At 72.7% G+C, this 25,394-nt stretch carries 23 protein-coding genes, 1 pseudogene and 1 riboswitch; of the genes and pseudogenes, 15 read left to right on the top strand and 9 right to left on the bottom strand.

Annotation, left to right across the window (positions count from 1 at the left end):
* Positions 1-119: 119 nt before the first annotated feature.
* Genes dmpG through ACZ5OX_RS26315 form a run of 5 tightly spaced genes read right to left on the bottom strand, consistent with a single transcriptional unit; the run spans position 120 to position 4,915 of the window.
* Positions 120-1,139 (bottom strand): 4-hydroxy-2-oxovalerate aldolase, encoded by a 1,020-nt coding sequence (gene dmpG / locus ACZ5OX_RS26295; protein ID WP_465633474.1) that lies wholly within the window; start codon positions 1,137-1,139, stop codon positions 120-122.
* Positions 1,136-2,080, bottom strand: coding sequence for an acetaldehyde dehydrogenase (acetylating) (locus ACZ5OX_RS26300; protein ID WP_465633476.1), 945 nt, complete (start codon positions 2,078-2,080; stop codon positions 1,136-1,138). Before ACZ5OX_RS26300 ends, dmpG begins: the two co-directional genes overlap by 4 nt.
* Complete coding sequence (locus tag ACZ5OX_RS26305; protein ID WP_465633477.1) at positions 2,077-2,928, bottom strand: 2-keto-4-pentenoate hydratase; 852 nt, start codon at positions 2,926-2,928, stop codon at positions 2,077-2,079. Before ACZ5OX_RS26305 ends, ACZ5OX_RS26300 begins: the two co-directional genes overlap by 4 nt.
* Positions 2,929-2,975: 47 nt before the next feature.
* Complete coding sequence (locus ACZ5OX_RS26310) at positions 2,976-3,920, bottom strand: 3-carboxyethylcatechol 2,3-dioxygenase (protein WP_465633478.1); 945 nt, start codon at positions 3,918-3,920, stop codon at positions 2,976-2,978.
* An 11-nt stretch (positions 3,921-3,931) separates the two neighbouring features.
* Positions 3,932-4,915, bottom strand: coding sequence for a zinc-binding dehydrogenase (locus tag ACZ5OX_RS26315; RefSeq protein ID WP_465633479.1), 984 nt, complete (start codon positions 4,913-4,915; stop codon positions 3,932-3,934).
* Positions 4,916-5,015: 100 nt separating this feature from the next.
* Here ACZ5OX_RS26315 and ACZ5OX_RS26320 point away from each other — a divergent pair, with 100 nt between their 5' ends.
* From ACZ5OX_RS26320 to ACZ5OX_RS26385, 14 genes and pseudogenes are all read left to right on the top strand, one after another.
* Positions 5,016-6,365 carry an SRPBCC family protein gene (locus tag ACZ5OX_RS26320; RefSeq protein WP_465633480.1) on the top strand — a complete coding sequence of 450 codons (1,350 nt, stop codon included), beginning with the start codon at positions 5,016-5,018 and terminating at the stop codon, positions 6,363-6,365.
* Positions 6,362-6,697, top strand: a complete 336-nt coding sequence (locus ACZ5OX_RS26325; RefSeq protein ID WP_465633481.1) for a non-heme iron oxygenase ferredoxin subunit — start codon at positions 6,362-6,364, stop codon at positions 6,695-6,697. The genes ACZ5OX_RS26320 and ACZ5OX_RS26325 overlap by 4 nt, the downstream gene beginning before the upstream one ends.
* A complete protein-coding gene (locus ACZ5OX_RS26330; RefSeq protein WP_465633482.1) occupies positions 6,694-7,914 on the top strand; it encodes an NAD(P)/FAD-dependent oxidoreductase in 1,221 nt (406 codons plus the stop codon). The genes ACZ5OX_RS26325 and ACZ5OX_RS26330 overlap by 4 nt, the downstream gene beginning before the upstream one ends.
* Positions 7,915-7,974: 60 nt before the next feature.
* Positions 7,975-8,547, top strand: a complete 573-nt coding sequence (locus ACZ5OX_RS26335; protein WP_465633484.1) for a 3-phenylpropionate/cinnamic acid dioxygenase subunit beta — start codon at positions 7,975-7,977, stop codon at positions 8,545-8,547.
* 134 nt (positions 8,548-8,681) lie between these two features.
* The gene (locus ACZ5OX_RS26340; protein ID WP_465633486.1) at positions 8,682-9,545 is read left to right on the top strand and encodes an alpha/beta fold hydrolase; all 864 of its coding nucleotides are present in this window, start codon (positions 8,682-8,684) and stop codon (positions 9,543-9,545) included.
* Positions 9,545-10,381 carry an SDR family NAD(P)-dependent oxidoreductase gene (locus ACZ5OX_RS26345; RefSeq protein ID WP_465633488.1) on the top strand — a complete coding sequence of 279 codons (837 nt, stop codon included), beginning with the start codon at positions 9,545-9,547 and terminating at the stop codon, positions 10,379-10,381. The genes ACZ5OX_RS26340 and ACZ5OX_RS26345 overlap by 1 nt, the downstream gene beginning before the upstream one ends.
* 19 nt (positions 10,382-10,400) lie before the next feature.
* Positions 10,401-11,984: an acyl-CoA synthetase gene (locus tag ACZ5OX_RS26350; RefSeq protein WP_465633490.1), complete on the top strand. Its 1,584-nt coding sequence runs from the start codon at positions 10,401-10,403 to the stop codon at positions 11,982-11,984.
* Between the two features lies 1 nt (position 11,985).
* Entirely contained in the window at positions 11,986-12,432 is a 447-nt protein-coding gene (locus ACZ5OX_RS26355; protein ID WP_465633492.1) for a hypothetical protein, read from the top strand.
* Between the two features lie 122 nt (positions 12,433-12,554).
* A riboswitch (cobalamin riboswitch) is annotated at positions 12,555-12,745 on the top strand.
* A gap of 212 nt (positions 12,746-12,957) precedes the next feature.
* Entirely contained in the window at positions 12,958-14,457 is a 1,500-nt protein-coding gene (locus tag ACZ5OX_RS26360; protein ID WP_465633494.1) for a CoA-acylating methylmalonate-semialdehyde dehydrogenase, read from the top strand.
* An 8-nt stretch (positions 14,458-14,465) separates the two neighbouring features.
* Complete coding sequence (locus tag ACZ5OX_RS26365) at positions 14,466-15,608, top strand: acyl-CoA dehydrogenase family protein (RefSeq protein WP_465633496.1); 1,143 nt, start codon at positions 14,466-14,468, stop codon at positions 15,606-15,608.
* Positions 15,608-16,681 carry an enoyl-CoA hydratase/isomerase family protein gene (locus ACZ5OX_RS26370; RefSeq protein WP_465633498.1) on the top strand — a complete coding sequence of 358 codons (1,074 nt, stop codon included), beginning with the start codon at positions 15,608-15,610 and terminating at the stop codon, positions 16,679-16,681. Before ACZ5OX_RS26365 ends, ACZ5OX_RS26370 begins: the two co-directional genes overlap by 1 nt.
* Positions 16,678-17,562 (top strand): 3-hydroxyisobutyrate dehydrogenase, encoded by an 885-nt coding sequence (gene mmsB / locus ACZ5OX_RS26375; protein WP_465633500.1) that lies wholly within the window; start codon positions 16,678-16,680, stop codon positions 17,560-17,562. Before ACZ5OX_RS26370 ends, mmsB begins: the two co-directional genes overlap by 4 nt.
* Entirely contained in the window at positions 17,559-18,332 is a 774-nt protein-coding gene (locus tag ACZ5OX_RS26380; RefSeq protein WP_465633502.1) for an enoyl-CoA hydratase, read from the top strand. The genes mmsB and ACZ5OX_RS26380 overlap by 4 nt, the downstream gene beginning before the upstream one ends.
* Positions 18,333-18,568: 236 nt before the next feature.
* Positions 18,569-18,814, top strand: a pseudogene (locus ACZ5OX_RS26385) (ECF transporter S component); the annotation flags it as partial.
* On the opposite strand, the gene ACZ5OX_RS26390 reads toward ACZ5OX_RS26385, so the two are convergent.
* The 3 genes from ACZ5OX_RS26390 to aceA all read right to left on the bottom strand — a co-directional run bounded on the left by ACZ5OX_RS26390 (position 18,807) and on the right by aceA (position 22,758).
* Complete coding sequence (locus tag ACZ5OX_RS26390) at positions 18,807-19,673, bottom strand: 3-hydroxybutyryl-CoA dehydrogenase (RefSeq protein WP_465633504.1); 867 nt, start codon at positions 19,671-19,673, stop codon at positions 18,807-18,809. The pseudogene ACZ5OX_RS26385 and the gene ACZ5OX_RS26390 overlap by 8 nt on opposite strands.
* Before the next feature lie 39 nt (positions 19,674-19,712).
* On the bottom strand, positions 19,713-21,326 hold the full coding sequence (gene aceB / locus ACZ5OX_RS26395) for a malate synthase A (RefSeq protein WP_465633506.1): 1,614 nt from the start codon (positions 21,324-21,326) through the stop codon (positions 19,713-19,715).
* A 139-nt stretch (positions 21,327-21,465) separates the two neighbouring features.
* A complete protein-coding gene (gene aceA, locus ACZ5OX_RS26400; protein WP_465633508.1) occupies positions 21,466-22,758 on the bottom strand; it encodes an isocitrate lyase in 1,293 nt (430 codons plus the stop codon).
* Positions 22,759-23,103: 345 nt separating this feature from the next.
* On the opposite strand from aceA, the gene ACZ5OX_RS26405 reads away from it, so the two are divergent.
* A complete protein-coding gene (locus ACZ5OX_RS26405) occupies positions 23,104-24,519 on the top strand; it encodes a short-chain fatty acyl-CoA regulator family protein (RefSeq protein ID WP_465633509.1) in 1,416 nt (471 codons plus the stop codon).
* Positions 24,520-24,627: 108 nt separating this feature from the next.
* Here the strand turns inward: ACZ5OX_RS26405 and ACZ5OX_RS26410 are convergent, their stop codons facing one another.
* The gene (locus tag ACZ5OX_RS26410; RefSeq protein WP_465633680.1) at positions 24,628-25,314 is read right to left on the bottom strand and encodes a FadR/GntR family transcriptional regulator; all 687 of its coding nucleotides are present in this window, start codon (positions 25,312-25,314) and stop codon (positions 24,628-24,630) included.
* Positions 25,315-25,394: the final 80 nt, after the last annotated feature.

Here is a 25,394-nt window from a genome sequence, read left to right on the forward strand (position 1 = left end):
GGGGGGGGGGGGTGGAGGGACCCCCCCCCCCCCCCCCCCCCCCCCCCCCCCCCCCCCCCCCCCCCCCCCCCCCCCCCCCCCCCCCCCCCCCCCCCCCCCCCCCCCCCTTCCACGGTTGGTCAGCTCGCGGACGCCACGCCCAGCAGGTCGAGCGCGATGTCGACGATCATGTCCTCCTGCCCGCCGACGAGCCGGCGCCGGCCGACCTCCAGCAGGATGTCGCGCACGTCGACCCCGTACCGCTGCGAGGCCGCCTCGGCGTGCCGCAGGAAGCTGGAGTAGACCCCCGCGTAGCCCAGGGTGAGCGTCTCCCGGTCCACCTGCACCGGGCGGTCCTGCAACGGGCGGACGATGTCGTCGGCGGCGTCCTGGAGGGCGAAGAGGTCGCAGCCGTGCTCCCACCCGTTGAGCGAGGCGACCGCGATGAACGGCTCGATCGGGCAGTTGCCCGCGCCCGCGCCGTGCCCGGCGAGGGACGCGTCGACGCGGGTGACGCCCTCCTCGACGGCCACCACCGAGTTCGCCACCGCGAGCGACAGGTTCTGGTGGGCGTGGATGCCGATCTGGGTGTCCGGGGACAGCACGTCGCGGTAGGCGCGCACCCGCTCGCGGACCCCTTCCATGGTCAGCCGGCCGCCGGAGTCCGTGACGTACACGCAGTGCGCGCCGTAGGACTCCATCAGCCGGGCCTGCTGGGCCAGCGTCGCCGGGTCGGCCATGTGGCTGAGCATCAGGAACCCGGAGACGTCCATGCCCAGGTCTCGGGCGGCGGCGATGTGCTGGGCGGAGACGTCGGCCTCGGTGCAGTGAGTGGCGATCCGCACCGAACGCACGCCCAGCGCGTGGGCCTGCTTCAGCTCGGCGATGGTGCCGATGCCCGGGAGCAGCAGGGTGGTGAGGGTGGCGCGCTCCAGGGCGGAGGCGGCGGCCTCGATCCACTCCCAGTCGGTGTTGCTGCCGGGTCCGTAGTTCAGCGAGCCGCCCGCGAGACCGTCGCCGTGGGCGACCTCGATGGCGTCCACGCCGGCCGCGTCGAGCGCGGAGACGATCCGGGCGACGTCGGCGGGCTCGATGCGGTGGCGGACGGCGTGCATGCCGTCCCGGAGCGTGACGTCCTGGACGTAGAGCTTCGTGGTCATGCCCGGGCCTCCTGGTGCGCGTGCTGGGCGATGCGCTCGGCGGTGCGCAGGGCGGCCGAGGTCATGATGTCGAGGTTGCCGGCGTAGGCGGGCAGGTAGTGGGCGGCGCCCTCCACCTCCAGGAACACCGACACCCGGGTGGTGACCGGCCCGGATCCGGCCGGCAGCAGGGTGTGCACCGGCTCGTCGGGTGCCAGCGGGGTGAACTGCACCTCCTGCTTGAGCCGGTAGCCGGGCACGTACCGGGCGACCTCGGCCACGGTGTCGGCGACCGAGGCGCGGATCGCGTCGTGGTCGGCGTCGCCGATCAGGCAGAACACGGTGTCCCGCATGATGAGCGGCGGCTCCGCCGGGTTGAGGACGATGATCGCCTTGCCGCGGGCGGCCCCGCCCACCGTCTCGATCGCGGACGCGGTGGTCTCGGTGAACTCGTCGAGGTTGGCGCGGGTGCCGGGGCCGGCCGAGCGCGAGGCGATGGACGCCACGATCTCCGCGTAGGGCACCGGCGTGGTGTGGGCCACGGCGTGGACGATCGGGATGGTGGCCTGGCCGCCGCAGGTCACCATGTTGACGTTGCCGGCCGCGAGGTTCTCGTCGAGGTTGACGGCCGGGACGACGAACGGACCGATCGCGGCGGGGGTGAGGTCGATCAGCGTCTTGCCGTGGGGCGCCAGCCGGTCCGCGTTGTGCCGGTGCGCCTTGGCGGAGGTGGCGTCGAAGACGACCGCGATGTCCTCGAAGCCCTCCATCGCGATCAGCCCGTCGACGCCCTCATGGGTGGTCGGGACCTTCAGCCGGCGGGCCCGGGCCAGCCCGTCGGAGTCCGGGTCGATGCCGACCAGGGCCGCCATCTCCAGCGTCTGCGAGGTGCGGATGATCTTGATCATCAGATCGGTTCCGATGTTGCCGGAGCCGATGACGGCCACCTTCGTCTTGGTCATGAGCAGTCCTCGCCGTTCCTGTCGGTGAAGGGGGCCTTGTCGGTGGAGCGGTCCTCGTCGGTGAACGTGGCGGACACGGTGCCCAGGCCAAAGATCTCCGCGCGGACGCGGTCGCCGGCGGCGACCGGGGCCATCGGGCCGAGGGCGCCGGAAAGGACGACCTGCCCGGCGCGCAGCGGGTCGCCGTAGGCGTGGGCGGTACGGGCCAGCCACAGCAGGGCGTTCAACGGGTCCCCGAGACAGGCGGTGCCTTCGCCCTCGGAGACGGGCACGTCGTTGACGAACATGCGCATCGTGGTCTCGCGCGGCTCGAACCCGTCGAGCGTCAGCCGGGCGTCGCCGAGCACGTACAGCCCGCACGAGGCGTTGTCCGCGACGGTGTCGGTGATGGTGATGTCCCAGCCCGCGACCCGGCTGTCCACGATCTCCAGCGCCGGCACGGCGTGGGCGACCGCGGCCCGCACGTCGGCCAGGGTGAGCTCGGGCGCGTCAAGGTCGCCGGCGAGGACGAACGCGATCTCCGCCTCGGCCTTGGGCTGGAGCAGGCGGCCGTCGGGCACCGCGTCCCCGGAGACCTCCATGGTGTCCAGGAGAACGCCGAAGTCCGGCTGGTCGACGCCCAGTTGGCGCTGGACGGCCGGCGAGGTGAGGCCGATCTTGCGGCCCGTGACCTTGGCCCCGCCGCTCAGGTGCCGGTCCACGAGCAGCCGTTGCACCCGGTACGCGGCGGCGAGGTCCGTGGTGCCCAGCACGTCCCGCACCGGGGCACAGGGAGTGCGCCCCTCGGCGGCCGCCGCCAGCCGGGCGGCCGCCTCGACGACGGCCCAGTCGGGGACGGTCGGACTCATCGGTCCTCCTTCGGTCGAGTTCATCGGCTCTCCTCCAGTGGGGCTCATCAGCCCTCCTGCACGTGCGCGGTGGCGACGGCGAATCCGGCGATCCACTCGGGGATCGGCCGGTAGAAGCGGGAGGTGAACCGGTAGTCGCCGACGGCCGCGAGCGAGGCGAACGCGGCGATCCAGCTGCGCACCTCGTGCGCCGAGCCGCCGCCCTCGGCGCCCATCCACTCGGTGCTCCACCCGTCGACGTCGGCCAGCCGGTTCTCCGCCAGGGTGTCGAGGACGAGGTTGTCCCACACGGGGTTGATCGGGATCATCGACGTCGCCCCGGCGGCGTACTCTCGCCCGGCCCGAACGACCCGCTGCTCGCCCCTGGCCCGCTGCTCGGGCGTGGGCGGGTGGCCCTCGATGAGCGCGTCGGCGACGCGCGGCGGCGCCCCGTCCAGCACCGGGACCGGCGGGTCGTGCGAGAGGCCGCCGGAACCGAGGAACAGCACCCTGCGGTCCAGCTCCGCCGCCGCCTCGCCGATCGCGGTGCCCAGGGCCCGGATCCGGCTGACGGGGCCGAGCGGAGTGGCGACACCGTTGACGAACACCGGGACGACCGGAACCTGGTCGAGGCCGCCGAAGAGGACCTCCAGCGGCTGCACGAAGCCGTGGTCGACGGTCATCCGGGCGGAGACGGTCAGGTCGACGCCGCGGGCGAGGACGCCCCGGGCCAGCGCGCGGGCAGCCTCGGTGTCCACCGACAGCGGCCCGGCGGAGGAGTTGAAGTCGCCGACCGCGTGGGCCTCGGTGGCCAGGCAGAACGGCGGCATCTCCTTGTAGAAGAAACCGTTGTAGTGGTCCGGCGCGTACAGCACGACCAGTTCGGGGTCGAAGGCGCGGACGAAGGCGCGGGCCTCGTCCACGGCGGCTTCGACGGCGGACAGGACCTCCGGCGCGGGATCGTTGATGCCGATCAGCGGGGAGTGGGAGAGGCCGACGGCTGCGGCGGTCATGACGGTGCTCCTCACTGGTGGGGGTCGGTGGGGTGGATGACGAGCTTTCCGGTCAGCCGTCCGTCGAGCATCAGCCGGAAGCCCCGGTGGATCTCGGTCAGCGGCAGCGTGCGGTCGACGACCGGGCGCAGACCGGTGGCGTCCATCAGCTTCAGCAGGGAGACGAGTTCGCCGCGGGTGCAGCCGGTCGAGCCCAGGACGCGCTGCTGGAGGTAGAAGACCCGGCCGAGGTCGGCGGGCGGGTTGGCGCCGGAGGTGGCGCCGGCGATCACGACCGTGCCGCCCGGGCGCAGCGACTTCAGCGAGTGCGACCAGGTGGCCTCGCCGACCGTCTCGACGACCACGTCCACCCGCTCCGGCAGCCGCTCACCGGTCGCCACGGCGGCCCGCGCGCCCCAGGCGAGGGCCTGGTCGCGCTTGTCCTGGCTGCGGCTGGTGCAGTACACGACGGCCCCGGCGGCCACCGCGAGCTTGATCGCGGCCGAGGCGACGCCGCCGCCCGCGCCCTGTACCAGGACGCGGTCCCCGGCCCGGATCCCGGCCTGGGTGAACAGCATCCGGTAGGCGGTGCCCCATGCGACCGGCAGGCAGGCGGCCTCGTCGAAGGTCAGCCAGGACGGCTTGGGGATCAGGTTGCGGGTGGGGACGGAGAGGTACTCGGCGAAGGCGCCGTCGTGCCGCTCCGACAGCAGCGCGCGCCCCGGGTCGAGGGTCTCGTCGCCCCCGCCGGCGTCCGGGTCGGCGATCACCGGGTGGACGAGGACCTCGTTGCCGTCCTCGTCGTACCCGGCGGCGTCGCAGCCGAGGACGATCGGCAGCCGCTCGGGCGGGTGACCCACCCCGCGCAGGGTCCACAGGTCGTGCATGTTCAGCGACGAGGCGACGACGCGGACCAAGGACCAGCCGGGGCGCGGCTCGGGCTTGGGAACGTCTTCGAGTACGAGCCCGGACAGCGGGTCGCTCGCGCTCTGGGAGACGGCGGTTGCAGCAAGCATGTCCTCACGCTCGCCCCCCGCCGCCGCCCGCCGACAGCGGGTGTGCCGCCCAGCGGAACGACGGATGGAACCACCCGTCCGGCTGCTGTTGCCTGGGCACATGACCTCGACGATCGAACCTCAGAGCGCGGCCACCCCGGCCCCGCGCGGGGCCCTGCGGCGCCCCGCGGCGCTGGCCCCCACCATCGACGTCTCCGGGCTGGTCGACACCGAGGGCGGCCTGGTGGACCGCGCCGTCTTCACCGACCAGGAGCTGTACCGGCAGGAGCTGCGCCGGGTGTTCGCCCCCAGCTGGCTCTTCCTGGCGCACACCGACCAGTTCCACAAGCCCGGTGACTTCTTCACCACGTACATGGGCGAGGACCCGGTCATCGTCACCCTCGACCGGGAACGCCGCGTCCGCGCCTACCTGAACTCCTGCCGGCACCGCGGCGCCCGTGTGTGCCGCGCGGACTTCGGCACCACCCGGAACTTCACCTGCACCTACCACGGCTGGTCCTTCAACCTCGACGGCTCGCTGGCCGGCGTGCCGAACCGGGACGGCTACCCCGAGGACTTCCGGACCGAGCAGTGGGGCCTGGTCGAGGTGCCGCACGTGGAGAGCTACCACGGGCTGGTCTTCGGCACCTGGAACCCCGACCCCGTCCCGCTGCGCGAGTCGCTGGGCGACATGGCCTGGTACCTGGACGCCATGCTCGACCATGACGACCAGGGCACCGTGGTCGTCGGCGGCGTCCACAAGTGGGTGCTGGAGGGCAACTGGAAGCTGGCCGCCGAGCAGTTCGCCACCGACTGGTACCACGTCAACATGAGCCACGCCTCGGCCCTCCAAGTGCTCGCCCCCGCCGGGAAGAAGCCCAAGGACGAGATCGTGCACCGCACCGGCCGTCAGTACTCGGACGCGCGCGGCAACGGAGCGGGCTTCCCGGTCCACCCCAGGAACCGCTTCGACGCCCGGACCGTCCACGAGTGGACGGACTACGACGCCCTGCGCGAGCGCCTGGGCGAGGCACGTGTCGAGGGCCCGCTGACCAACGGCCACGCCACCGTCTTCCCCAACTTCTCCTACCTGCCGGTCAACGGCTCCATCCGGGTCTGGCACCCCAAGGGCCCGGACAGGATGGAGGTCTGGGCGTGGACCATCGTCGACAAGTCCATGCCGGAGGAGGTCCGCGAGGCGCAGCGCCTGTACAACCTGCGCACCTTCGGCCCCAGCGGCATCTTCGAGCAGGACGACGGCGAGAACTGGAGCGAGGTGCAGGCCGTCGCGCACGGCTTCATCACCAACGGAGTCGCCCTGAACTACCAGATGGGCATGGGCACCGAGCGTGAGGACGGCCGGTACCCCGGCAACACCAGCGAGCTGTACAGCGACGCGGCCGGCCGCGCCTTCTACGGCCGCTGGCGCGAACTGATGAACACCCCCGCATGGCACGAGGAGCAAGCATGAGCGACGGCATCCGGGTCGCGTCCCTGGACGACATCCCGCAGGGCGAGGGCATCGCCGTCGACAAGTCCGTCACCGGCACCGCCGACAACATCGCCCTGCTGCGCGACACCGACGACACCGTGTACGCGCTGGACGACACCTGCACCCACGAGACGGCCTCGCTGGCCGAGGGCTGGGTGGAGGACGGCTTCGTCGAGTGCCCGCTGCACTCCAGCAGGTTCTGCCTCAGGAGCGGCGAGGTGCAGGGGCTGCCGGCGACGAGGAACGCCTGCCCGCACCGCGTCGAGGTCCGCGACGGCGAGGTCTACCTCTTCCCCGGGGAGGCCCCGTGAGCACCGACGTGGTGATCGTGGGCGGCGGCGTGGCCGGCGTCGGGACCGCCGCCGCCCTGCGCTCCCGGGGCTTCGACGGCGGGATCACGCTCGTCGACGGCGGGGAGTTCCCCTACGACCGGCCGCCGCTGTCGAAGGACTTCCTGGCCGGCACCAGGACACTGGAGCAGATCGCACTCCAGCCGCCGTCCTGGTACGACGACCAGCGGATCCGTCTGATCAACCGGACCACCGTCACCGCGCTGCGCCCGGCAGAGGGCAAGCTGGAGCTGTCGGACGGCCGGATGCTGGCCGCCGACCGCGTCGTGCTCGCCACCGGCGCCGGTGCCGCGCGCCCGCCCGTCCCCGGCGCGGACAGCCCGCGGGTGCACGTGCTGCGCACGGCCGAGGACGCCCGGCGGCTGCGCGCCGCCCTGGTGCCCGGCGCCCGGCTCCTGGTCGTCGGCGCCGGACTGATCGGCGCGGAGAGCGCCTCCACCGCGGTGCGACTGGGCTGCGAGGTCACCCTCGTCGACCCGGTGGCCGTCCCGCTCGCCACCGTCCTGGGGCCCGACCTCGCCGCGTGGGTGCACGGCCTGCACGCCCGGCACGGCGTCGAGGCGCTGCGCACGGTCGTGGAGTCCTTCACCGACCGCGGTGACGACGGGATCGAGGCGAGGCTCGCCGACGGGGAGCCGACGCGCACCTACGACGCCGTCCTGCTCGGGGTCGGCATGGTGCCGAACACCGCGCTCGCCGAACAGGCCGGCCTGGAGGTCGACCGCGGCATCGTGGTCGACAGCGGCCAGGTGACCTCCAACCCCGCCGTCCTCGCCGTGGGCGACCCGACGCGCGCCCGGCACACCGACGGCACGCTGCTGCCCCGCGCCGAGCACTGGGAGGCCGCCCAGAAGGACGGCGCACGTGCCGCCGCCACGCTGCTCGGTGCCCCGGCGCCCGCCGCCGAGGCGTCGTGGTTCTGGACCGACCGGCACGGACACCACATCGAGGGCGTGGGCCACATGGCGTCCGCGACGCGGATCGTGACCAGGGGCTCGTTCGACGACCCGTCCTTCGCCGTGTTCGGCCTGGCCGACGGACACCTGGTCGCCGCGGCCGCCGTCGACGACTCCGTCTCCGTCCGCGCGGCCCGCCGGCTGATCGACCGCCGCGTCCCGGCCGACCCCGACCAGCTGGCCGACCCGTCCGTCAGCCTGCGCGCCCTCCTGCGCGGCTGACGTGCCGCAGGGCGGAACAGCGCGTACCGACCGCACGCACAGAAGGGATCGAATGACCCCGTGAGCACGAGCACCGAAACCGCCCCGTCCCGCGCGGGGGCGCGGGCCGACCGCGACACCCACTTCGAGGTCGAGCAGTTCTACTACGAGGAGGCCGACCTCCTCGACGCCGGCCGCTACACCGACTGGCTCGACCTGCTCGCCGACGACCTCGACTACTGGATGCCGACCCGCACCAACCGGCTCCGCCGTCAGCAGGCGCTCTCCGTCGCGGCGCGCGGCGAGGCCGCCTTCTACGACGAGACCAAGGAGAGCCTGGCCTGGCGGATCCGCCGCTTCGACTCCGGCATGGCGTGGTCCGAGGACCCTCCGTCCCGCACCCGGCACCTGGTGACCAACGTCCTGGTCCGCCATGTGGACCCGCAGGAGCACCCGGAGTTCACCGAGGAGGACCTCCAGGTGCGCTCGGCCTTCCTGGTCTACCGCAACCGCCTGGAGCGCGAGGAGAACGTCTTCGCCGGCGGCCGCACCGACCTCCTGCGCCGCACCCCCGACGGACTGCGGGTGGCCCGTCGGACCGTCCTGCTGGACCAGAACATCCTCCAGGCGAAGAACATCTCCACCTTCTTCTGAGGCTTTCGAAGCCTGACCCTCTCAGCCCCGCCTCTCAGCCCCCCCTTTCAGTCCCGCCTCTCAGCCCCGCTTTTCAGCCCCCCTTTCAGTCCCGCATTTCAGCCCCGCCGCCTCACTGCCGATGGGAACCCCCTGTGACCGACCTCCACCTCAAGCACCACCGCGTGGCCACCTCGCTCGGCGAGATCGCCGTCGCGGAGACCGGGCAGGGCCCGGTGCTCGTCATGCTGCACGGCGGCGGCCCCGGCGCCTCCGGCGTCAGCAACTACCACCAGAACCTGCCCGAGCTCGCCCGGCACTTCCGCGTGCTGCTGCCGGACCAGCCCGGCTTCGGCGACAGCTACCGCCCCACCGAGGAGGACCTCGACCAGCGGTCCATCACCGAGATCACCACCGACGCCCTCTACCAGGCGCTGGACTCCCTCGGCGTCGAGACCTTCCACCTCCTCGGCAACAGCCTCGGCGGCGCCGCCGCCATCGCCATGGCCCAGCAGCGCCCCGAGCGGGTCACCCGCCTGGTGCTGATGGCCCCCGGCGGCGGCTGGCTGCCCTTCGGCCCGACCCCGACCGAGGGCCAGAAGGAGATGTTCCGCTACTACAACGGCACCGGGCCGAGCGAGAAGAAGATGGGCGCGTTCATCCGCACCATGGTCTTCGACCACCGGCAGTTCGGCGCCGACGTGGTCAGGGCCCGCTACGAGGCCTCCCTCGACGAGAGCCACGTCGCCTTCTACCACCGCTACAACGCGGCGTTCGCCAAGCGCGGCGGCATGGACCCGCTCTGGCGCGACCTGCACCGGATCACGGCGCCGACCCTGCTGCTCTGGGGCCGCGACGACCGCACCATCACGCTGGACGGCGCCCAGCTGATGCTCAAGCACATCCGGGACGTCCAGCTCCACGTCTTCGGCCGCTGCGGCCACTGGGTGCAGCTGGAGCGCCGGGCCGAGTTCGAGCGGCTCGTGACCGGCTTCCTCGCCGAGACCGGGGAGGCGTGATGAGCCGCGGCTGGCTTGACGGGTACGCGACGCTGATCACCGGCGGCGGCTCCGGCATCGGACTCGCGGTCGCCGAACGCTTCGTGGCGGAGGGCGCGTGCGTCACCATCCTCGACCGGGACAAGGCACGCCTGAACGAGGTCGTCGAGGCCTCCGGCACGCCCGAGCGCTACCACGCGGTCGCCGCCGACGTGCGCGACCCCGAGGCACTGCACGCGGCCGTCGCCGCGACGGTGGAGCGCTTCGGCAAGCTCGACACCCTGGTCGCCAACGCGGGGGTGTGGGACTACCAGCGCCAGCTCACCCGGCTGACGGCGAAGGACCTCGACAGCGCTTTCGACGAGGTGTTCTCCATCAACGTCAAGGGCTACCTGCTGGCGGCCGAAGCAGCGTGGCCGGAACTGGTGAAGACCCGCGGCAGCATCATCATGACGCTGTCCAACGCCTCCTTCTTCGTCAACGGCGGTGGCCCCCTCTACACCGCCAGCAAGCACGCCTGCCTCGGCCTGATGCGCGAACTGGCCTACGAGCTCGCCCCCAAGGTCCGCGTCAACGGGGTCGCCTGCGGAGGCATGAACACCGACCTGCGCGGTCCGCAGTCCCTCGACCTCGCGGACCGCTCCATCTCGGCGTCCTTCGCGAAGCGGGGGCCCGGCACCCCGCCCCCGCCCATCCCGCTGCACGACTCCAGCACCGAACCGCGCGACTTCACCGGACCGTACGTCCTGCTGGCCGCGCGCGACCAGAGCGGCCCCATCACGGGCCAGGCGATCTCCGTCGACGGCGGGATCGGTGTCCGCGGGTTCGCCAGCGCCGCAGGCGGCGACCACCTCTGAGCTCAACGAGGAGCCCACCGTGACCACGCCACACCCCCACAACTCCGGCATCGCGGTCGACCTGAACCCCGCCGCGGCCGTCGCCCGCAACGCCCGGTACCACGCGGACACCGTCGTCGTCGACTACCCGGGCGGCGACCTGACGTATCGTCAACTCGATGACAAGGCCGCGCGACTGGCCACCGTCCTGGCCGAGGGCGGGGTCCGCGACGGCGACCGCGTCGGCTACCTCGGGCTGAACAGCGCGGCCTTCTTCGTCACCATGCTGGCCGCCTTCCGCCTCGGCGCGCTGTTCGTCCCGGTGAACTTCCGCTTCGCCGACCCCGAACTCGCCGGGGTGCTGCGCAGCAGCGGCGCCACCGCCGTCGTCTGCGAGGAGGGCCACCGGGCCTGCGTGGACCGGGTCCGCGACGGGACGGACCTGCACCGCTTCCTGCTCGTCGACGACGACCCCGAGGCGCCGGCCGGTCCGGCGCGGGGCTGGGAGCCGTGGTCCCCCCTCCTCGCGGCGGCCGAGCCCACCCCCACCGTCGCGGTGAAGCGGGCCGACGACCCGGCCATCCTGATGTTCACCTCAGGCACCACCGGAACCCCCAAGGGCGTCGTCCTGACCCACGGCAACGTGTGGTGGAACTCGGTCAACGTGGAACTGCGCCTGGACACCAGGCGCGGCGACACCACCTACGCGGCGGCGCCGCTGTTCCACATCGGAGCGCTGAACAGCTTCGCGCTGCGCACGCTCACCCGGGGCGGCACCGTGGTGGTGCGCCGGACGTTCGATCCCGAGCAGTGCGCCGACGACCTGGTGCGGCTGGGGGTCAACTCGATGTTCGGCGTGCCGCAGATGTTCGCCGCCCTGGGCCGGGTGCCGGGCCTCTTCGAACGGGACCTCGGCCGACTGAGGGCGGTCGTGGTCGCGGGCGCCCCCGTCCCGCCCTCGCTGGTCCAGCAGTACGCCGAGCGCGGCCTGCTGCTCCAGCAGGCGTGGGGCCTGACCGAGACCGCGCCGTTCGCCACCCACCTCCCGTCGGAACTCACCCTCGACAAGATCGGCTCGGCCGGCGTCCCCATGCCGTACACCCAGGTGCGGGTGGTCGACGCCGTCACCAAGCGGCCGGTGGAGACGGGCCGTCGGGGCGAGATCGTCGTCCGCGGCCCGAACGTGGCCGCCGGCTACTGGAACAACCCCGAGGCGACCGCCGAGGCGTACGACGAGGAGGGCTGGTTCCACTCCGGGGACATCGGCTACCTGGACGAGGACGGCTGCCTGTACGTCGTCGACCGCCTCAAGGACATGATCATCAGTGGCGGGGAGAACGTGTACCCGGCCGAGGTCGAACAGGCCCTCGCCGGCATGCCGGGTGTCCTGGACGTCGCCGTCGTCGGCTTCCCCGACCCGCAGTGGGGTGAGACCGTCGTCGCCGTGGTCTCGGTGGCCGAGGGGACCGGCATCACCCTCGACGACGTGCGCGACCACGCGGCCCGGCACCTGGCCCGGTACAAGCTGCCGCGCCGCCTCAAGGTCGTCGAGACCGTGCCCCGCAACGGCTCCGGCAAGCTCAACAAGCCGGTCATCCGGCAACTCGCGGCCGAGGAGGAGTGACGTGCTCCCCGTGCCACCGCTGCCGAACGTGAGCCTCGCCCCGGGCTTGCGGACCGAGACGCGCCGGAGCACCCGCCACGCCCTCGACCTGCGGGTGACGGGCGGCATCGAGGTCCGCTTGGAACGGTGCGCGGCCGGCCGGCTGCGCGACGCCTACCCGGTGGGGCTGCGCGACCTGGAGATCCGGGTGGACGCCTGCGCCGACGAGGCCCTGCCCGCTCTGCTGACGGCCTTCGCCGACGCGCTCGCGGCGGCGGACCCCGGGTGCCGGCGGGTGGTCTTCGCGGCGCCCGCCGACGACCGGACGCGTCTCGCGGCGGCGGCGGAAGCGGGCTTCCGGCACGTCGTGGACATCGACCTGGTCAGCGGCGAGTACGGCCTGCTGACCAGGGAGCCGGAGTGGGCGACCCGGATCGACTCCGCCCTCGACCGGGTCCCCGGGGCCTGAGGGGGCCCCTTGCGCCGCCCGTCCCCGGCCGGAGGCCCAGCCTCCGGCCGGGGACGGGCCCGTCGGCCCGGTGGGGCCGGACGGTGATCCGCGCGAAAGGCCCCCGCGACCCCTGGACTTACTAGGACGTCCAACTATATGGTCGATGACAGGTCCGCGGTGTCAGGGAAGCCGGTGTGAGTCCGGCACGGTCCCGCCACTGTGACCGGGGAGTTCGTCCTCGCGAGGGACGGCCACTGGCAGCCAGCCGGGAAGGCCTGAGGGCGTGCGGTGATCCGGGAGTCAGGATACCGGCCGCGGGTGATCCGTGTTTTCCACGAGGATGGAGACGACACGCATGACTCCGGGCTGCTCCCGTTCCGCTGCTCCTGGCTGTCCTGTGCCGACGACTGCCGGGGCCCACTCGCTCTGACAGCTCGTCATGCCACCGCCACCGTGACGTCGCGGGGCCGCATCACCGTGCGCCCGCCCGTCGGCGGCGGCCTCCATTCCTCCTCTCCCCGACCCTGTCGAGAGTAGGAACCGATGGTCCGTGAACTGACCCACTTCGTCGGCGGCAAGCGCGTCGCCGGGACGTCCGGCCGCTTCGGCGACGTGTACGACCCCAACACCGGCCGGGTGCAGGCCCGGGTGCCGCTGGCCGACCGCGCCGAGGTCGAGGCGGTGATCGCCGACTCCGCGCAGGCCCAGCCCGCGTGGGCGGCGTGGAACCCGCAGCGGCGGGCGCGGGTGCTGCTGCGATTCCTGCAACTGGTCGAGCAGGAGAGGGAGGAACTGGCCCGGCTGCTGTCCGCCGAGCACGGCAAGACCGTCGCGGACGCCCACGGCGACATCCAACGCGGCCTGGAGGTCGTGGAGTTCGCCGCCGGGATCCCGCACCTGCTGAAGGGCGAGTTCAGCGACAACGCCGGCACCGGCATCGACGTCTACTCGATGCGCCAGCCGCTCGGTGTCGTCGCCGGCATCACGCCGTTCAACTTCCCCGCGATGATCCCGCTGTGGAAGGCCGCACCCGCGCTGGCCTGCGGCAACGCCTTCGTCCTCAAGCCCTCCGAGCGCGACCCCTCGGTGCCGCTGCGGCTGGCCGAGCTGTTCCTGGAGGCCGGGCTGCCACCCGGCGTGCTCAACGTGGTCAACGGCGGCAAGGAGGCCGTGGACACCCTGCTGGAGGACCCGCGGGTCGAGGCGCTCGGTTTCGTCGGCTCCACGCCGATCGCCCAGTACGTGTACGCGACCGCCGCCGCGCACGGGAAGCGGGCGCAGTGCTTCGGCGGCGCCAAGAACCACATGATCGTGATGCCGGACGCCGACCTCGACCAGGCCGCCGACGCGCTGGTCGGTGCCGGCTACGGCTCGGCCGGAGAACGCTGCATGGCGATCTCGGTCGCCGTCCCGGTGGGTGAGGAGACCGCGGACGCCCTGGTGGCCAAGCTGGTCGAGCGGATCGCCGCGCTGAAGGTCGGCCGCTCGGACGACCAGGCGGCGGACTTCGGCCCGCTGGTGGGCCGCGACGCGCTGGACCGCGTCCGCGGCCACCTGGACCTCGGCGTCCGGGAGGGCGCCGAACTCGTCGTGGACGGAAGGGACTTCCGCCTCCCCGGCCACGAGGACGGCTACTTCCTCGGCGCCTCGCTGTTCGACCGGGTCACCCCGGACATGCGGATCTACCAGGAGGAGATCTTCGGCCCGGTGCTCACCGTCGTCCGCGCCGCCGACTACGAGGAGGCGCTGCGGCTGCCCAGCGAGCACGAGTACGGCAACGGCGTGGCCATCTACACCCGGGACGGCGACACCGCCCGCGACTTCACCCGCCGGGTGAACACCGGCATGGTCGGCGTCAACGTGCCCATCCCGGTCCCGATCGCCTACCACACCTTCGGCGGTTGGAAGCGCTCCGCCTTCGGCGACCTCAACCAGCACGGGCCGGACTCGATCCGCTTCTACACCCGCACCCGCACCGTCACCTCGCGCTGGCCCTCCGGGGTCAAGGAGGGCGCGAGCTTCACCATGCCGACGATGGGCTGAGGCGGGCCGTGCACGCTCAACTGACCGACGATCAACTCGCCATCGTCGAGACGACCCGGGCCTTCGCCCGCGAGCACCTCGCGCCGAACGCCGTCGAGTGGGACCAGGCCAAGCACTTCCCGGTGGACGTGCTGCGCAAGGCGGCGGAGGTCGGCCTGGCCGGCGTCTACGTCGGCGAGGAGTCCGGCGGATCCGGGCTCACCCGCGCCGACGGCGTGCTCGTCTTCGAGGCGCTGGCGACCGGCTGCCCCTCGATCGCCGCCTACCTGTCCATCCACAACATGGTCGCCTGGATGATCGACCGCTACGGCGACGACGCCCAGCGCGCCCGCCGGCTGGCTGGTCTCTGCACGATGGAGACCCCCGCCAGCTACTGCCTCACCGAGCCGGGCGCCGGCTCGGACGCCGCCGCGCTGACCACCCGGGCCCGCCGGGACGGGGACGCCTGGGTGCTGGACGGCGTCAAGCAGTTCATCTCCGGCGCCGGCGCCTCCGAGGTCTACCTGGTGATGGCCCGCACCGGCGGCCCGGGGGCCGACGGGGTGTCCGCCTTCGTCGTCCAACGGGACGACCCCGGCGTCTCGTTCGGGCCGAACGAGCGGAAGATGGGCTGGAACGCCCAGCCCACCCGGCAGGTGCTCCTCGACGGGGTGCGCCTGCCCGCCGACCGCCTGCTCGGCGCGGAGGGCGAGGGCTTCCGGATCGCCATGAGCGGGCTGAACGGGGGCCGGCTCGGCATCGCCTCCTGCTCGATCGGCGGCGCGCAGGACGCCCTGGAGCGCGCCACCGGCTACCTGGCGGACCGTGAGGCGTTCGGCGCCCGGCTCCTGCACTCCCAGGCCCTGCAGTTCCGACTCGCCGACATGGCAACGGAGTTGGAGGCGGCCAGGGCGCTGGTATGGCGGGCGGCGGCCGCCCTGGACCGGGGCGATCCCCGGGCGCCCCAGCTGTGCGCCATGGCCAAGCGCTACGCCACCGACACCGGCTTCGAGGTCGCCAACCAGGCCCTCCAACTGCACGGCGGCTACGGCTACCTGGCCGAGTACGGCATCGAGAAGATCGTCCGCGACCTGCGGGTGCACCAGATCCTGGAAGGGACCAACGAGATCATGCGCGTCATCGTCGCCCGCGGCCTGACCGGAGCCGCGTGATGGCCCTGAACAACACCGAGGAGGTCCTCGTCCAGCGGGAGGGCCGGGCCGGGCTGATCGTCCTCAACCGGCCGGCGGCCCTGAACGCCCTCACCCACACCATGGTGCTGCGCATCACGGAGGCCCTGGACCTGTGGGAGCAGGACGACCGGGTCGACACCGTCGTCATCACCGGCGCCGGGGACCGCGCCTTCTGCGCCGGCGGCGACATCGTCGCCATCCACCGCGCGGCCACCGGCGGCGACCCGGGCGCGGTCGAGCAGTTCTGGCGGGACGAGTACCGCCTCAACGCCCGGATCGCCCGCTACCCCAAGCCGTACGTGGCCGTGATGGACGGCATCGTGATGGGCGGGGGCGTCGGCGTGTCCGCCCACGGCAGCGTCCGGATCGTCACGGAGACCACGCGCATCGCCATGCCCGAGGCCGGCATCGGCTTCGTCCCCGACGTCGGCGGCACCTACCTGCTCGCCCTGGCGCCCGGAGAGTTGGGCACCCACCTCGCCCTGACCGCCGGTTCCGTCGGCGCCGCCGACGCGATGCTGTGCGGGCTCGCCGATCACTTCGTGCCCGCCGAGCGGGTGCCGGCGCTGCTCGACGACCTCGCCGAGCTGCCGGTGCACGACGCCCTGGAGCGGCACGTCGCGCCCAGGCCGACCGGCGCCCTGGACCGGCAGCGCGGGTGGATCGACGACTGCTACGCGGCCGGCACGGTCGAGGAGATCCTCGACCGCCTACGGGACAGCGGCGAACCCGAAGGGAAGAAGGCCGTCGACCGGATCACCGTCAACTCCCCGACCGCGCTGAAGGCGACTCTGGCGGCCCTGCGCCGGGCCCGGGCGCTCGGCCCGCTGGAGGCCGTGCTCGACCAGGAGTACCGCACCTCCTGCGCGGCCCTCTCCACGCCGGACCTCGCCGAGGGCATCCGGGCCCAGGTCATCGACAAGGACCGCTCGCCGCGCTGGAACCCGCCGACCCTGAGCGCCGTCGAACCCGCCGCCGTGGCCCGCTACTTCGCCCCGCGCCGTGCCGACGAACTCGGCCTCGCCGCCACTACGTCCCTGGAGCGCTGGTGACCCTCGACATCGGATTCATCGGACTCGGCAACATGGGCGGCCCGATGGCCGCCAACCTGGTCAAGGCCGGCCACCGGGTGACCGGCTACGACCTCTCCGCGGACGCCCGTGAGCGGGCGGCGGGGCACGGGATCACCGTCGCCGGGTCGGCGGAGCGGGCGGTGTCCGGGGCCGAGGTGGTCATCACCATGCTGCCGGCCGGCCGACACGTGCTGGAGGCCTACGAGGGCCTGACCGCGGCCGCGCGCGAGGCGCTGTTCGTGGACTGCTCCACCATCGCCGTCGGGGACGCCCGGATCGCCGCCGACCTGGCCCGCACGGCCGGGCACCGGGCCGTCGACGCACCCGTCTCCGGTGGTGTGCCCGGCGCCGAGGCCGCGAGCCTGACCTTCATGGTCGGCGCGGAGGACGCCGACTTCGGCGAGGCCGAACCGTTGCTGGCCGCGATGGGCCGCAGGGTCGTGCACTGCGGTGCCTCCGGGGCGGGGCAGGCCGCGAAGATCTGCAACAACATGATCCTCGGCGTCTCGATGATCGCGGTCAGCGAGGCCTTCGTCCTCGGGGAGAGCCTCGGGCTCAGCCACGAGGCACTGTTCGACGTGGCCTCCGCCGCCTCCGGGCAGTGCTGGGCGCTCACGTCCAACTGCCCCGTCCCCGGGCCCGTCCCCACCAGCCCGGCCAACCGCGACTACGCCGGCGGATTCGCCGCCGCCCTGATGGCCAAGGACCTCGGACTCGCGGCCGATGCCGCCACCGCCAGTGCCGTACCGGCAGAACTGGGCGGCAGGGCAGCGAAGTTGTACGCCGCATTCGCCGAAGGAGCAGGCGCCGGGCTGGACTTCTCCGCCATCATCACCACCCTCAGGAAGGGCGCCGCATGACCTACGAGACGATCCTGGTCGAGCGCAAGGGCCGGGTCGGGCTGATCACCCTCGACCGCCCGAAGGCGCTCAACGCGCTCAACACCCTCCTGATGAACGAAGTCGTCGCCGCGGCAGCGGACTTCGACCGCGACCCGGACATCGGCTGTCTGGTGGTCACCGGTTCGCAGAAGGCGTTCGCGGCCGGCGCCGACATCAAGGAGATGCAGTCCCTGGAGTTCGTCGACGCCTACCTCGGCGACTGGTTCGCGGCCTGGGACCGGTTCGCCGCGCTGCGCAAGCCCGTCGTGGCGGCCGTCGCCGGCTACGCGCTGGGCGGCGGCTGCGAGCTGGCGATGCTGTGCGACGTCCTGCTCGCGGCGGACACCGCGAAGTTCGGGCAGCCGGAGATCAAGCTCGGCGTGATCCCGGGCATCGGCGGCTCGCAGCGGCTGACCCGCGCGGTCGGCAAGGCCAAGGCCATGGAACTGTGCCTGACCGGCCGGATGATGGGCGCCGAGGAGGCCGAGCGGGCCGGCCTGGTCTCCCGGATCGTCCCGGCCGACCAGCTGCTCACCGAGGCCCTGGCCACCGCCGAAACCATCGCGGCGATGTCCGCCCCGGCGGCGATCATGCTCAAGGAAAGCGTCAACCGCTCGTACGAGACCACCCTCGCCGAAGGCGTCCGCTTCGAGCGCCGGCTCTTCCACGCCACCTTCGCCACGGCGGACCAGAAGGAGGGCATGGCCGCCTTCACCGACAAGCGGCCGCCGGAGTTCCGCAATCGATGACGGCCCGCGCGGTGCGCCCCCCTCGACGGGGTGGCGCACCGCCCGTCGGCTCGGGACCTACCGGAGCAGCGTCACGGGAGGCTTCGAACACCGTGCCGTGACGCACGATCCCTTGACCGAATCTTTCCCGTTTCGCCATGATGAGCCGTCATGTTCTGACTCCGCCGCTTGGGGGAAGTCCGGTCCGAATCCGGCGCTGACCCGCAACGGTAGGCCGTCGACGCCAGGTCGGCGCCAACCTCTCCTTCTGGCCGTTCGCCGCCGATCCGAACAGCTCCATCGCCTACCTGCCGGGCCTGCCCTTCACCGAACAGTGGCACCGCTACCTGCTGTTCGACCTCGCCACCTCGCTCGGCTGGGACACCGGCCGCGCCGTCACCACCTTCACCGCCGTCCTCGTCGTCGGGCCGGCCGTCCTCGCCGGTGCCCGGCCCTCCGCGACAGGGGCCGGGCACCGGCGAGGCGCACCCTTCGCTACACCGCTCGGTGCGAGTGGAACCCGCGTCCGCTCTTGCGGCCGAGCAGTCCGGCCTCGACCATCCGGGAGAGCAGCGGCGGTGGGGCGTACAGCGGCTCCTTGTACTCGTCGTACATCGAGCGGGCGATCGCCTCGACGGTGTCCAGGCCGATCAGGTCGGCGAGTCGGAGCGGCCCCATGGGGTGGGCGCAGCCGTGGACCATGCCCGCGTCGATGTCCTCGGGGCTGGCGTGGCCGGCCTCGGCCATCCGGATCGCGGACAGCAGGTACGGCACCAGCAGGGCGTTGACGACGAAGCCGGCCCGGTCCCGGGACCGGATGACGTGCTTGCCGAGCACCTCGGCCGCGAAGGTCTCCACCCGGTCGAGGACGGCCGGTGCCGTGTGCAGGGAGGAGACCAGCTCGACCAGCGGCATCACCGGGGCCGGGTTGAAGAAGTGCAGGCCCAGGACGTGGGAGGCCCGGCCGGTGGTGATGCCCAGGCGGGTGACGGGGATGGCCGAGGTGTTGGTGGCCAGGACGGCGTCCTCGGCGAACAACACCTTGTCCAGGGTGTCGAGGACCTCCCTCTTGACTCCCTCGTCCTCGACGACGGCCTCGACGACGAGCTGACGGTCGGCCAGCGCCTCCAGGTCGTCGGCGAACAGCAGGTGGGCCCAGGCGTCGGTGCGCTGCTCCTCGCTGATCCGGCCCCGGTCGACGGCGCGGTGCAGGGAGCGGTCGATCCGGCTGCGGGCGGCCCGCAGTGCGGCCGACCCGTTCTCGCAGACGATGGTGTCCAGGCCGGCGCGGGCGAAGACCTCGGCGATGCCGGAGCCCATCTGCCCGGCGCCGACGACGGCCACACGGCGGATGTCGTTCATGCGGTTGCCCCCTTCGGGGTGGATGCGGACGGGGGTGGGTCAGGCTGTCGGGGCGGTGGTGCGCACCAGGTGGCGGGCGTAGGCGTCGGTGGTGAGGAAGGCGGGCAGGTCGGCGCCGAGGGCGGTGTCCTCCAGGATGCGCACCGCGTCGTCCACCAGCGCCGGGTCGGCGCCCTCGGCGAGCAGCGTGGCGCGTTCCCGGTCGATGTGCCGGCGCACCAGGTCGGGAGTGGCGAGCGAGCCACCGGTGAGGCGGGTGCAGTGGTGCTGCCACTGCCAGAGCTGGCAGCGGGCGATCTCGGCGGTGGCGACGTCCTCCATCAGCCCGAAGACGGCGACCGCGCCGGCACCGCCCAGCCAGGCCGTCAGGTAGCGCAGGGCGACCGCGACGTTGGCGCGCACGCCCTGCTCGGTGGGCAGGCCGGCCGAGAGGCGCTGGACGCCCAGCAGGTCGGCGGCGGTGACCTCGACGTCCTCGCGGGTGCGGTCGAGCTGGTTCGGGTGCTCTCCGAGGACGGCGTCGAAGGCGGTGCGGCAGGTGGCCACCAGGCCGGGGTGGGCGACCCAGGAGCCGTCGAAGCCGTCGCCGGCCTCGCGTTCCTTGTCGGCGCGGACCCTGGTCAACGCGACGGCGTTGGCCTCCGGGTCACGCTGAGGGATCGCGGCGGCCATGCCCCCGATGGCGTGGGCGCCCCGGCGGTGGCAGGTGCGCACCAGCAGGTCGGTGTAGGCGCGCATGAACGGCTGGGTCATGGTCAGCGAGGCCCGGTCGGGCAGGACGTACCGGGGGCCGTGCCGGGCGAAGTTCTTGATCAGGCTGAACAGGTAGTCCCAGCGGCCCGCGTTGAGGCCGGCGGCGTGCTCGCGCAGCTCGTACAGGATCTCGTCCATCTCGAAGGCGGCGGTGATGGTCTCGATCAGGACGGTGGCACGGATCGTGCCGTGCGGGATGCCGAGGTCGGCCTGGGCGAACGTGAAGACCTCGTTCCAGAGCCGGGCTTCGAGGTGGTTCTCCAGCTTGGGCAGGTAGAAGTACGGCCCGGAGCCCGCCGCGATCTGTGGTCGGCCGCAGTGGAAGAGGTAGAGGCCGAAGTCGACCAGGGCTCCGACGGTGGGACGGCCGTCGATCAGCAGGTGGTGTTCGTCCAGGTGCCAGCCGCGGGGGCGGACGACGATGGTGGCCGGGTCGTTCCCGATGTAGTACCGCTTGCCCTCCGGGGTGGTGTCGTCGATCTGCCGCTCGACCGCGTCGACCAGGTTGAGCTGCCCGGTGACGAGGTTGTGCCAGGTCGGGGCGGTGGCGTCCTCGAAGTCCGCCAGCCAGACCTTCGCGCCGGAGTTCAGGGCGTTGACGGTCATCCGGCGCTCGGGCGGGCCGGTGATCTCCACCCGACGGTCGTGCAGGCCGGGACCGGCACCGGCCACCCGCCAGGTGGGGTCCTCGCGGATGGTGCGGGTCTCCGGGAGGAAGTCCAGCGTGCCGCCGGCGGCCAACGCGCAGGCACGACGGCCGCGTTCGGCGAGCTGCTCGGTGCGGCGGTCCGCGAACCGGTCGTGCAGACGGGTGAGGAAGGCGAGCGCCTCGGGGGTGAGGATCTCGTCGAAGCGGTCCTCGTGTGCGCCGAGGATCTCGATGCGGCTGGGCTGGCTCATCCGGCTCTCCATGGGGCGGGCGGAAGGCGCCCTGGGCCTCGTCCCTCAACGAGGCCCAGGGCGGCGGGGTGGACGGCTGCCTCGTCCCCAACGAGGCCGCCAGGGTGGCTCGGTAGCGGTTCAGGCTTTCCCGGGTCGCTCAGTGGAACTGCTCGGCCTCGGTGGAGCCGGTGAGCGCCAGCGTCTCGGCGTTCGGGTTGAGCGCGGTGGAGACGAGGTCGAAGTACCCGGTGCCGACCTCGCGCTGGTGCTTCACGGCGGTGTAGCCGTCCGGCACCGCGGCGAACTCGGCCTCCTGGAGGTCGACGTAGGCCGTCATGCCGTGCTCGGCGTAGCCGCGTGCGAGCTGGAACATCGAGTGGTTGAGCGCGTGGAATCCGGCCAGCGTGATGAACTGGAAGCGATAGCCCATGGCGCCCAACTCGCGCTGGAACTTGGCGATCTGGTCGTCGTCCAGGGCGGCCTTCCAGTTGAAGGACGGCGAGCAGTTGTAGGCGAGCATCTTGTCCGGGTGCTCGGCCTTGATCGCCTCCGCGAACTCGCGGGCCTGGGCGAGGTCCGGGGTGCCGGTCTCCACCCAGAGCAGGTCGGCGTACGGGGCGAAGGCGAGGCCACGCGAGATCACCGGGGCCATGCCGGGCTCGACCCGGTAGAAGCCCTCGTCGGTGCGCTCGCCGGTGCAGAAGCGGGCGTCGCGCTCGTCCACGTCGGTGGTCAGCAGGTTGGCGGCGAGCGCGTCGGTGCGGGCCACGATCAGGGTGGGCACGTCGGCGATGTCGGCCGCCAGGCGGGCCGAGTTGAGGGTGCGGACGTGCTGGGCGGTGGGCACGAGCACCTTGCCGCCGAGGTGGCCACACTTCTTCTCGGAGGCGAGCTGGTCCTCGTAGTGGATGCCCGCCGCGCCGGCCGCGATCATGCCCTTGGTGAGCTCGAAGGCGTTCAGCGGGCCGCCGAAGCCGGCCTCGGCGTCGGCGACGACCGGCACCAGCCAGTCCGGGCCGTCGTTGCCCTCCGCGGCGTCGATCCCGTCGGCGCGCAGCAGCGCGTTGTTGATCCTCCGCACCACCTGGGGAACGGAGTTGGCGGGGTAGAGGCTCTGGTCGGGGTAAGTCTGCCCGGCCTGGTTGGCGTCGGCCGCAACCTGCCAGCCCGAGAGGTAGATCGCCTGGAGCCCGGCCTTCACCATCTGCACGGCCTGGCCGCCGGTCAGCGCGCCGAGCGCGTGGACGTAGTCCTGCTCGTGCAGCTGGGTCCACAGCCGCTCGGCGCCGCGCCGGGCCAGCGTGTGCTCCTCGCGCACGGTGCCCGACAGGCGCACCACGTCGGCCGCCGTGTAGGTGCGCTCGATGCCCGCCCACCTGGGGTCAGACGCCCACCGGGCGGCGAGCGCCGCCGCGCGCTGCTCCTGCTGCTGCCGAACCGACGTCGTCATGGTCTGCTCCCGGGGATGCTCGTTGCGAAGGGTGTGAGGCATTTCACCGCTCGGGCGAGTGGGCGGCCGGACGGTGCCGGGCTGCGGTGGTGCACCGCGGGACGTGGACGCCCTGACAACCCACCAGACCGCGATCGACCTGGTGTTTCACCGTTGTCCTGCGCACCTCCCGGCCGCACCACTGACTCTGGCAGCTTGCCTGGCCGCCGTCACCGGTGGACCAATGCCAACTTCTGCGAACGATCATCAGCAAATCTGCGAAGGTTGCGACGATCCGGCCTCGGCCCCGACGCCTAAGCTGCCTGCACCGCATCCGCCCAGGGCGGGCGCAGTGGAGGGAGCGACATGGGAAAGGCCTTCGCCGGTGCCCGGCTGCGCCGCCTGCGCGAGGAGCGCGGGCTCAGCCAGGCCGCCCTCGCCCGGCTGATCGACCTCTCGCCCAGCTACGTCAACCAGCTGGAGCACGACGCCCGGCCGCTGACCGTGCCCGTGCTGCTTCGGCTCACCGAGGCCTTCGGGGTGGAGGCCGGCTACTTCGCCCCTCCGGACAGCGCCCGGCTCAGCGCCGAACTACGGGACACTCTCGGCGAGGAGATCACCGTCGGACAAGTCACCGCAGGCGACCTCGACGAGCTGGCTGCCCGACTGCCCGCCGTGGCAAGGCTGCTGACGGACCTCGCCCGCGGCCGCCGCGACGCGGCCGAACAGCTTGCCGTCCTCGCCGGGGACCGTGGCCCCGAGGCCAACGCCCGCACTCCGCACGAACAGGTCCGGGAGTTCTTCTACAGCCGCCGCAACTATGTCCACGAACTCGACACGGCCGCAGAGGAGTTGGCTGATTCCATCAAGCTGAGGCGCGGCGGGGTCAGGGAGGCGCTGAGCGAACGGCTCGCCACCACGCACCAGGTCCGGATCGCCACCGGAAACGGACAACTGCACCGGTACGACGAGCAGACCCGGACCCTGCACCTGTCGGATCGGCTGCGCCCCGGCCAGCTGGCCTTCCGGATGGCCACCCAGCTCGCCTACCTGGAACACGACTCCCTGCTGTCCGAACTCGCCGTCCAGGACAGTCCGGAAGGATCCACCGCGTTCTCCCTCACCCGCATCGGCCTGGCGAACTACTTCGCCGCCGCCCTCGTCCTGCCCTACGCCGTCTTCCACGCGCAGGCGGAGGCCGCCCGCTACGACATCGAGCACCTCACCGACCACTTCGGCGTCGGCTACGAGACCGTCTGCCACCGGCTCAGCACCCTCCAGCGCCCACGGCTGCGCGGCGTCCCGTTCTCCTTCGTGCGCGTCGACCGTGCCGGGAACGTCTCCAAGCGGCAGTCCGCCACGGCCTTCCACTTCTCCCGCACCGGCGGCACCTGCCCGCTCTGGAACGTCTACGACGCCTTCGCCTCACCGGGACGGGTCCACGTCCAGGTCGCCGCCATGCCCGACGGCCGCCGCTATCTGTGGACCGCCCGCGCCGTCACCCGCTCCCCCGGCGGCTGGGGCCGCCCCGGCAAGACCTTCGCCATCGGCCTCGGCTGCGAGATCCGCCACGCCGGACGGCTGGTGTACTCGGCCGGCCTCGACCTCGGCGACGAGAGCGCCGCCACCCCGATCGGCCTCGGCTGCAAGGTCTGCGAACGCCCCACGTGCCCGCAGCGCTCCGCCCCGGCCATCGGCCGCCCACTGGCCGTCGACGAACGCACCAGCACCTTCGTCCCCTACTCCGCGGTGCCCGGCCCCCGAAGCCAGCGCCCCCTTTGAGTCCCGGTGGTGCGTGCCGGGCTCCGGCCGCGTGGTGGTGCGGCAGATCGAGGACTGTGTGGTGCCCCTTCCGGTAGCGATCTGTCGAGTTGTCGGGAAGTCGACCCGTCAGGAGCCCAGCAGCCGCGAGCGCGTCGACTCCAGCTCCTCCGCCAGCACCCGCCCCGCCATCGCCGGATCACCCGCGTGCAGCGCCCGGACGAGTTCCGCGTGCGAGTCGTACCCCTGGTTCGGATCCCCCTCGCGCAGCCCGAACAGCCCGACCAGGGCGACCAGGTGCTCCCGCAGGACCGGGGCGAACTGGGCGAAGAGGTCGTCCAGGACGGGATTGTGGGCGGCCGCCACGACGGCGGTGTGCAGCGCGATGTCGGAGTCCACGAAGGCCGTGTCGTCCGCCCCGCCCGCAGCCAGGCGGGCGGCCAGCGCAGCGTCCACGGCGGCGAGGTCGGCCTCCGTGCGGCGCTCGGCGGCCAGCCGGGCGGCCTGCACCTCCACCATCGTCCGCACCTCGTAGACGTACGCCAGCTCGGCGGCGCGCAGCCGGGTGGCCCAGTCCCCGGAGGTCGGGCGGTCGGAGGTGACGAACACCCCGGAGCCCTGGCGGCTGTGCACCATCCCGGCCGCGGCGAGGGTGCGCAGCGCCTCCCGCACGGTCGAGCGGCCGACGCCCAGCTCCTTGGCGAGGGCCACCTCGCCGGGCAGCTTGCCGCCGACCGGCCACTCGCCGGACCGGATCCGCTCCTCGATCAGCGCGGCGGCCTGTTCGGCGAGGGGGGAGGGGCGGAGCGCGGGCATCGTCGTCACCTGTCAGGTTGTCTGAGTACTTCTGTCGTGGTTACTCTACCGGGCATGTGGCCGTGGAGCGCTCTCCTTCT

The organism is Kitasatospora sp. NPDC032121, assembly GCF_055580145.1.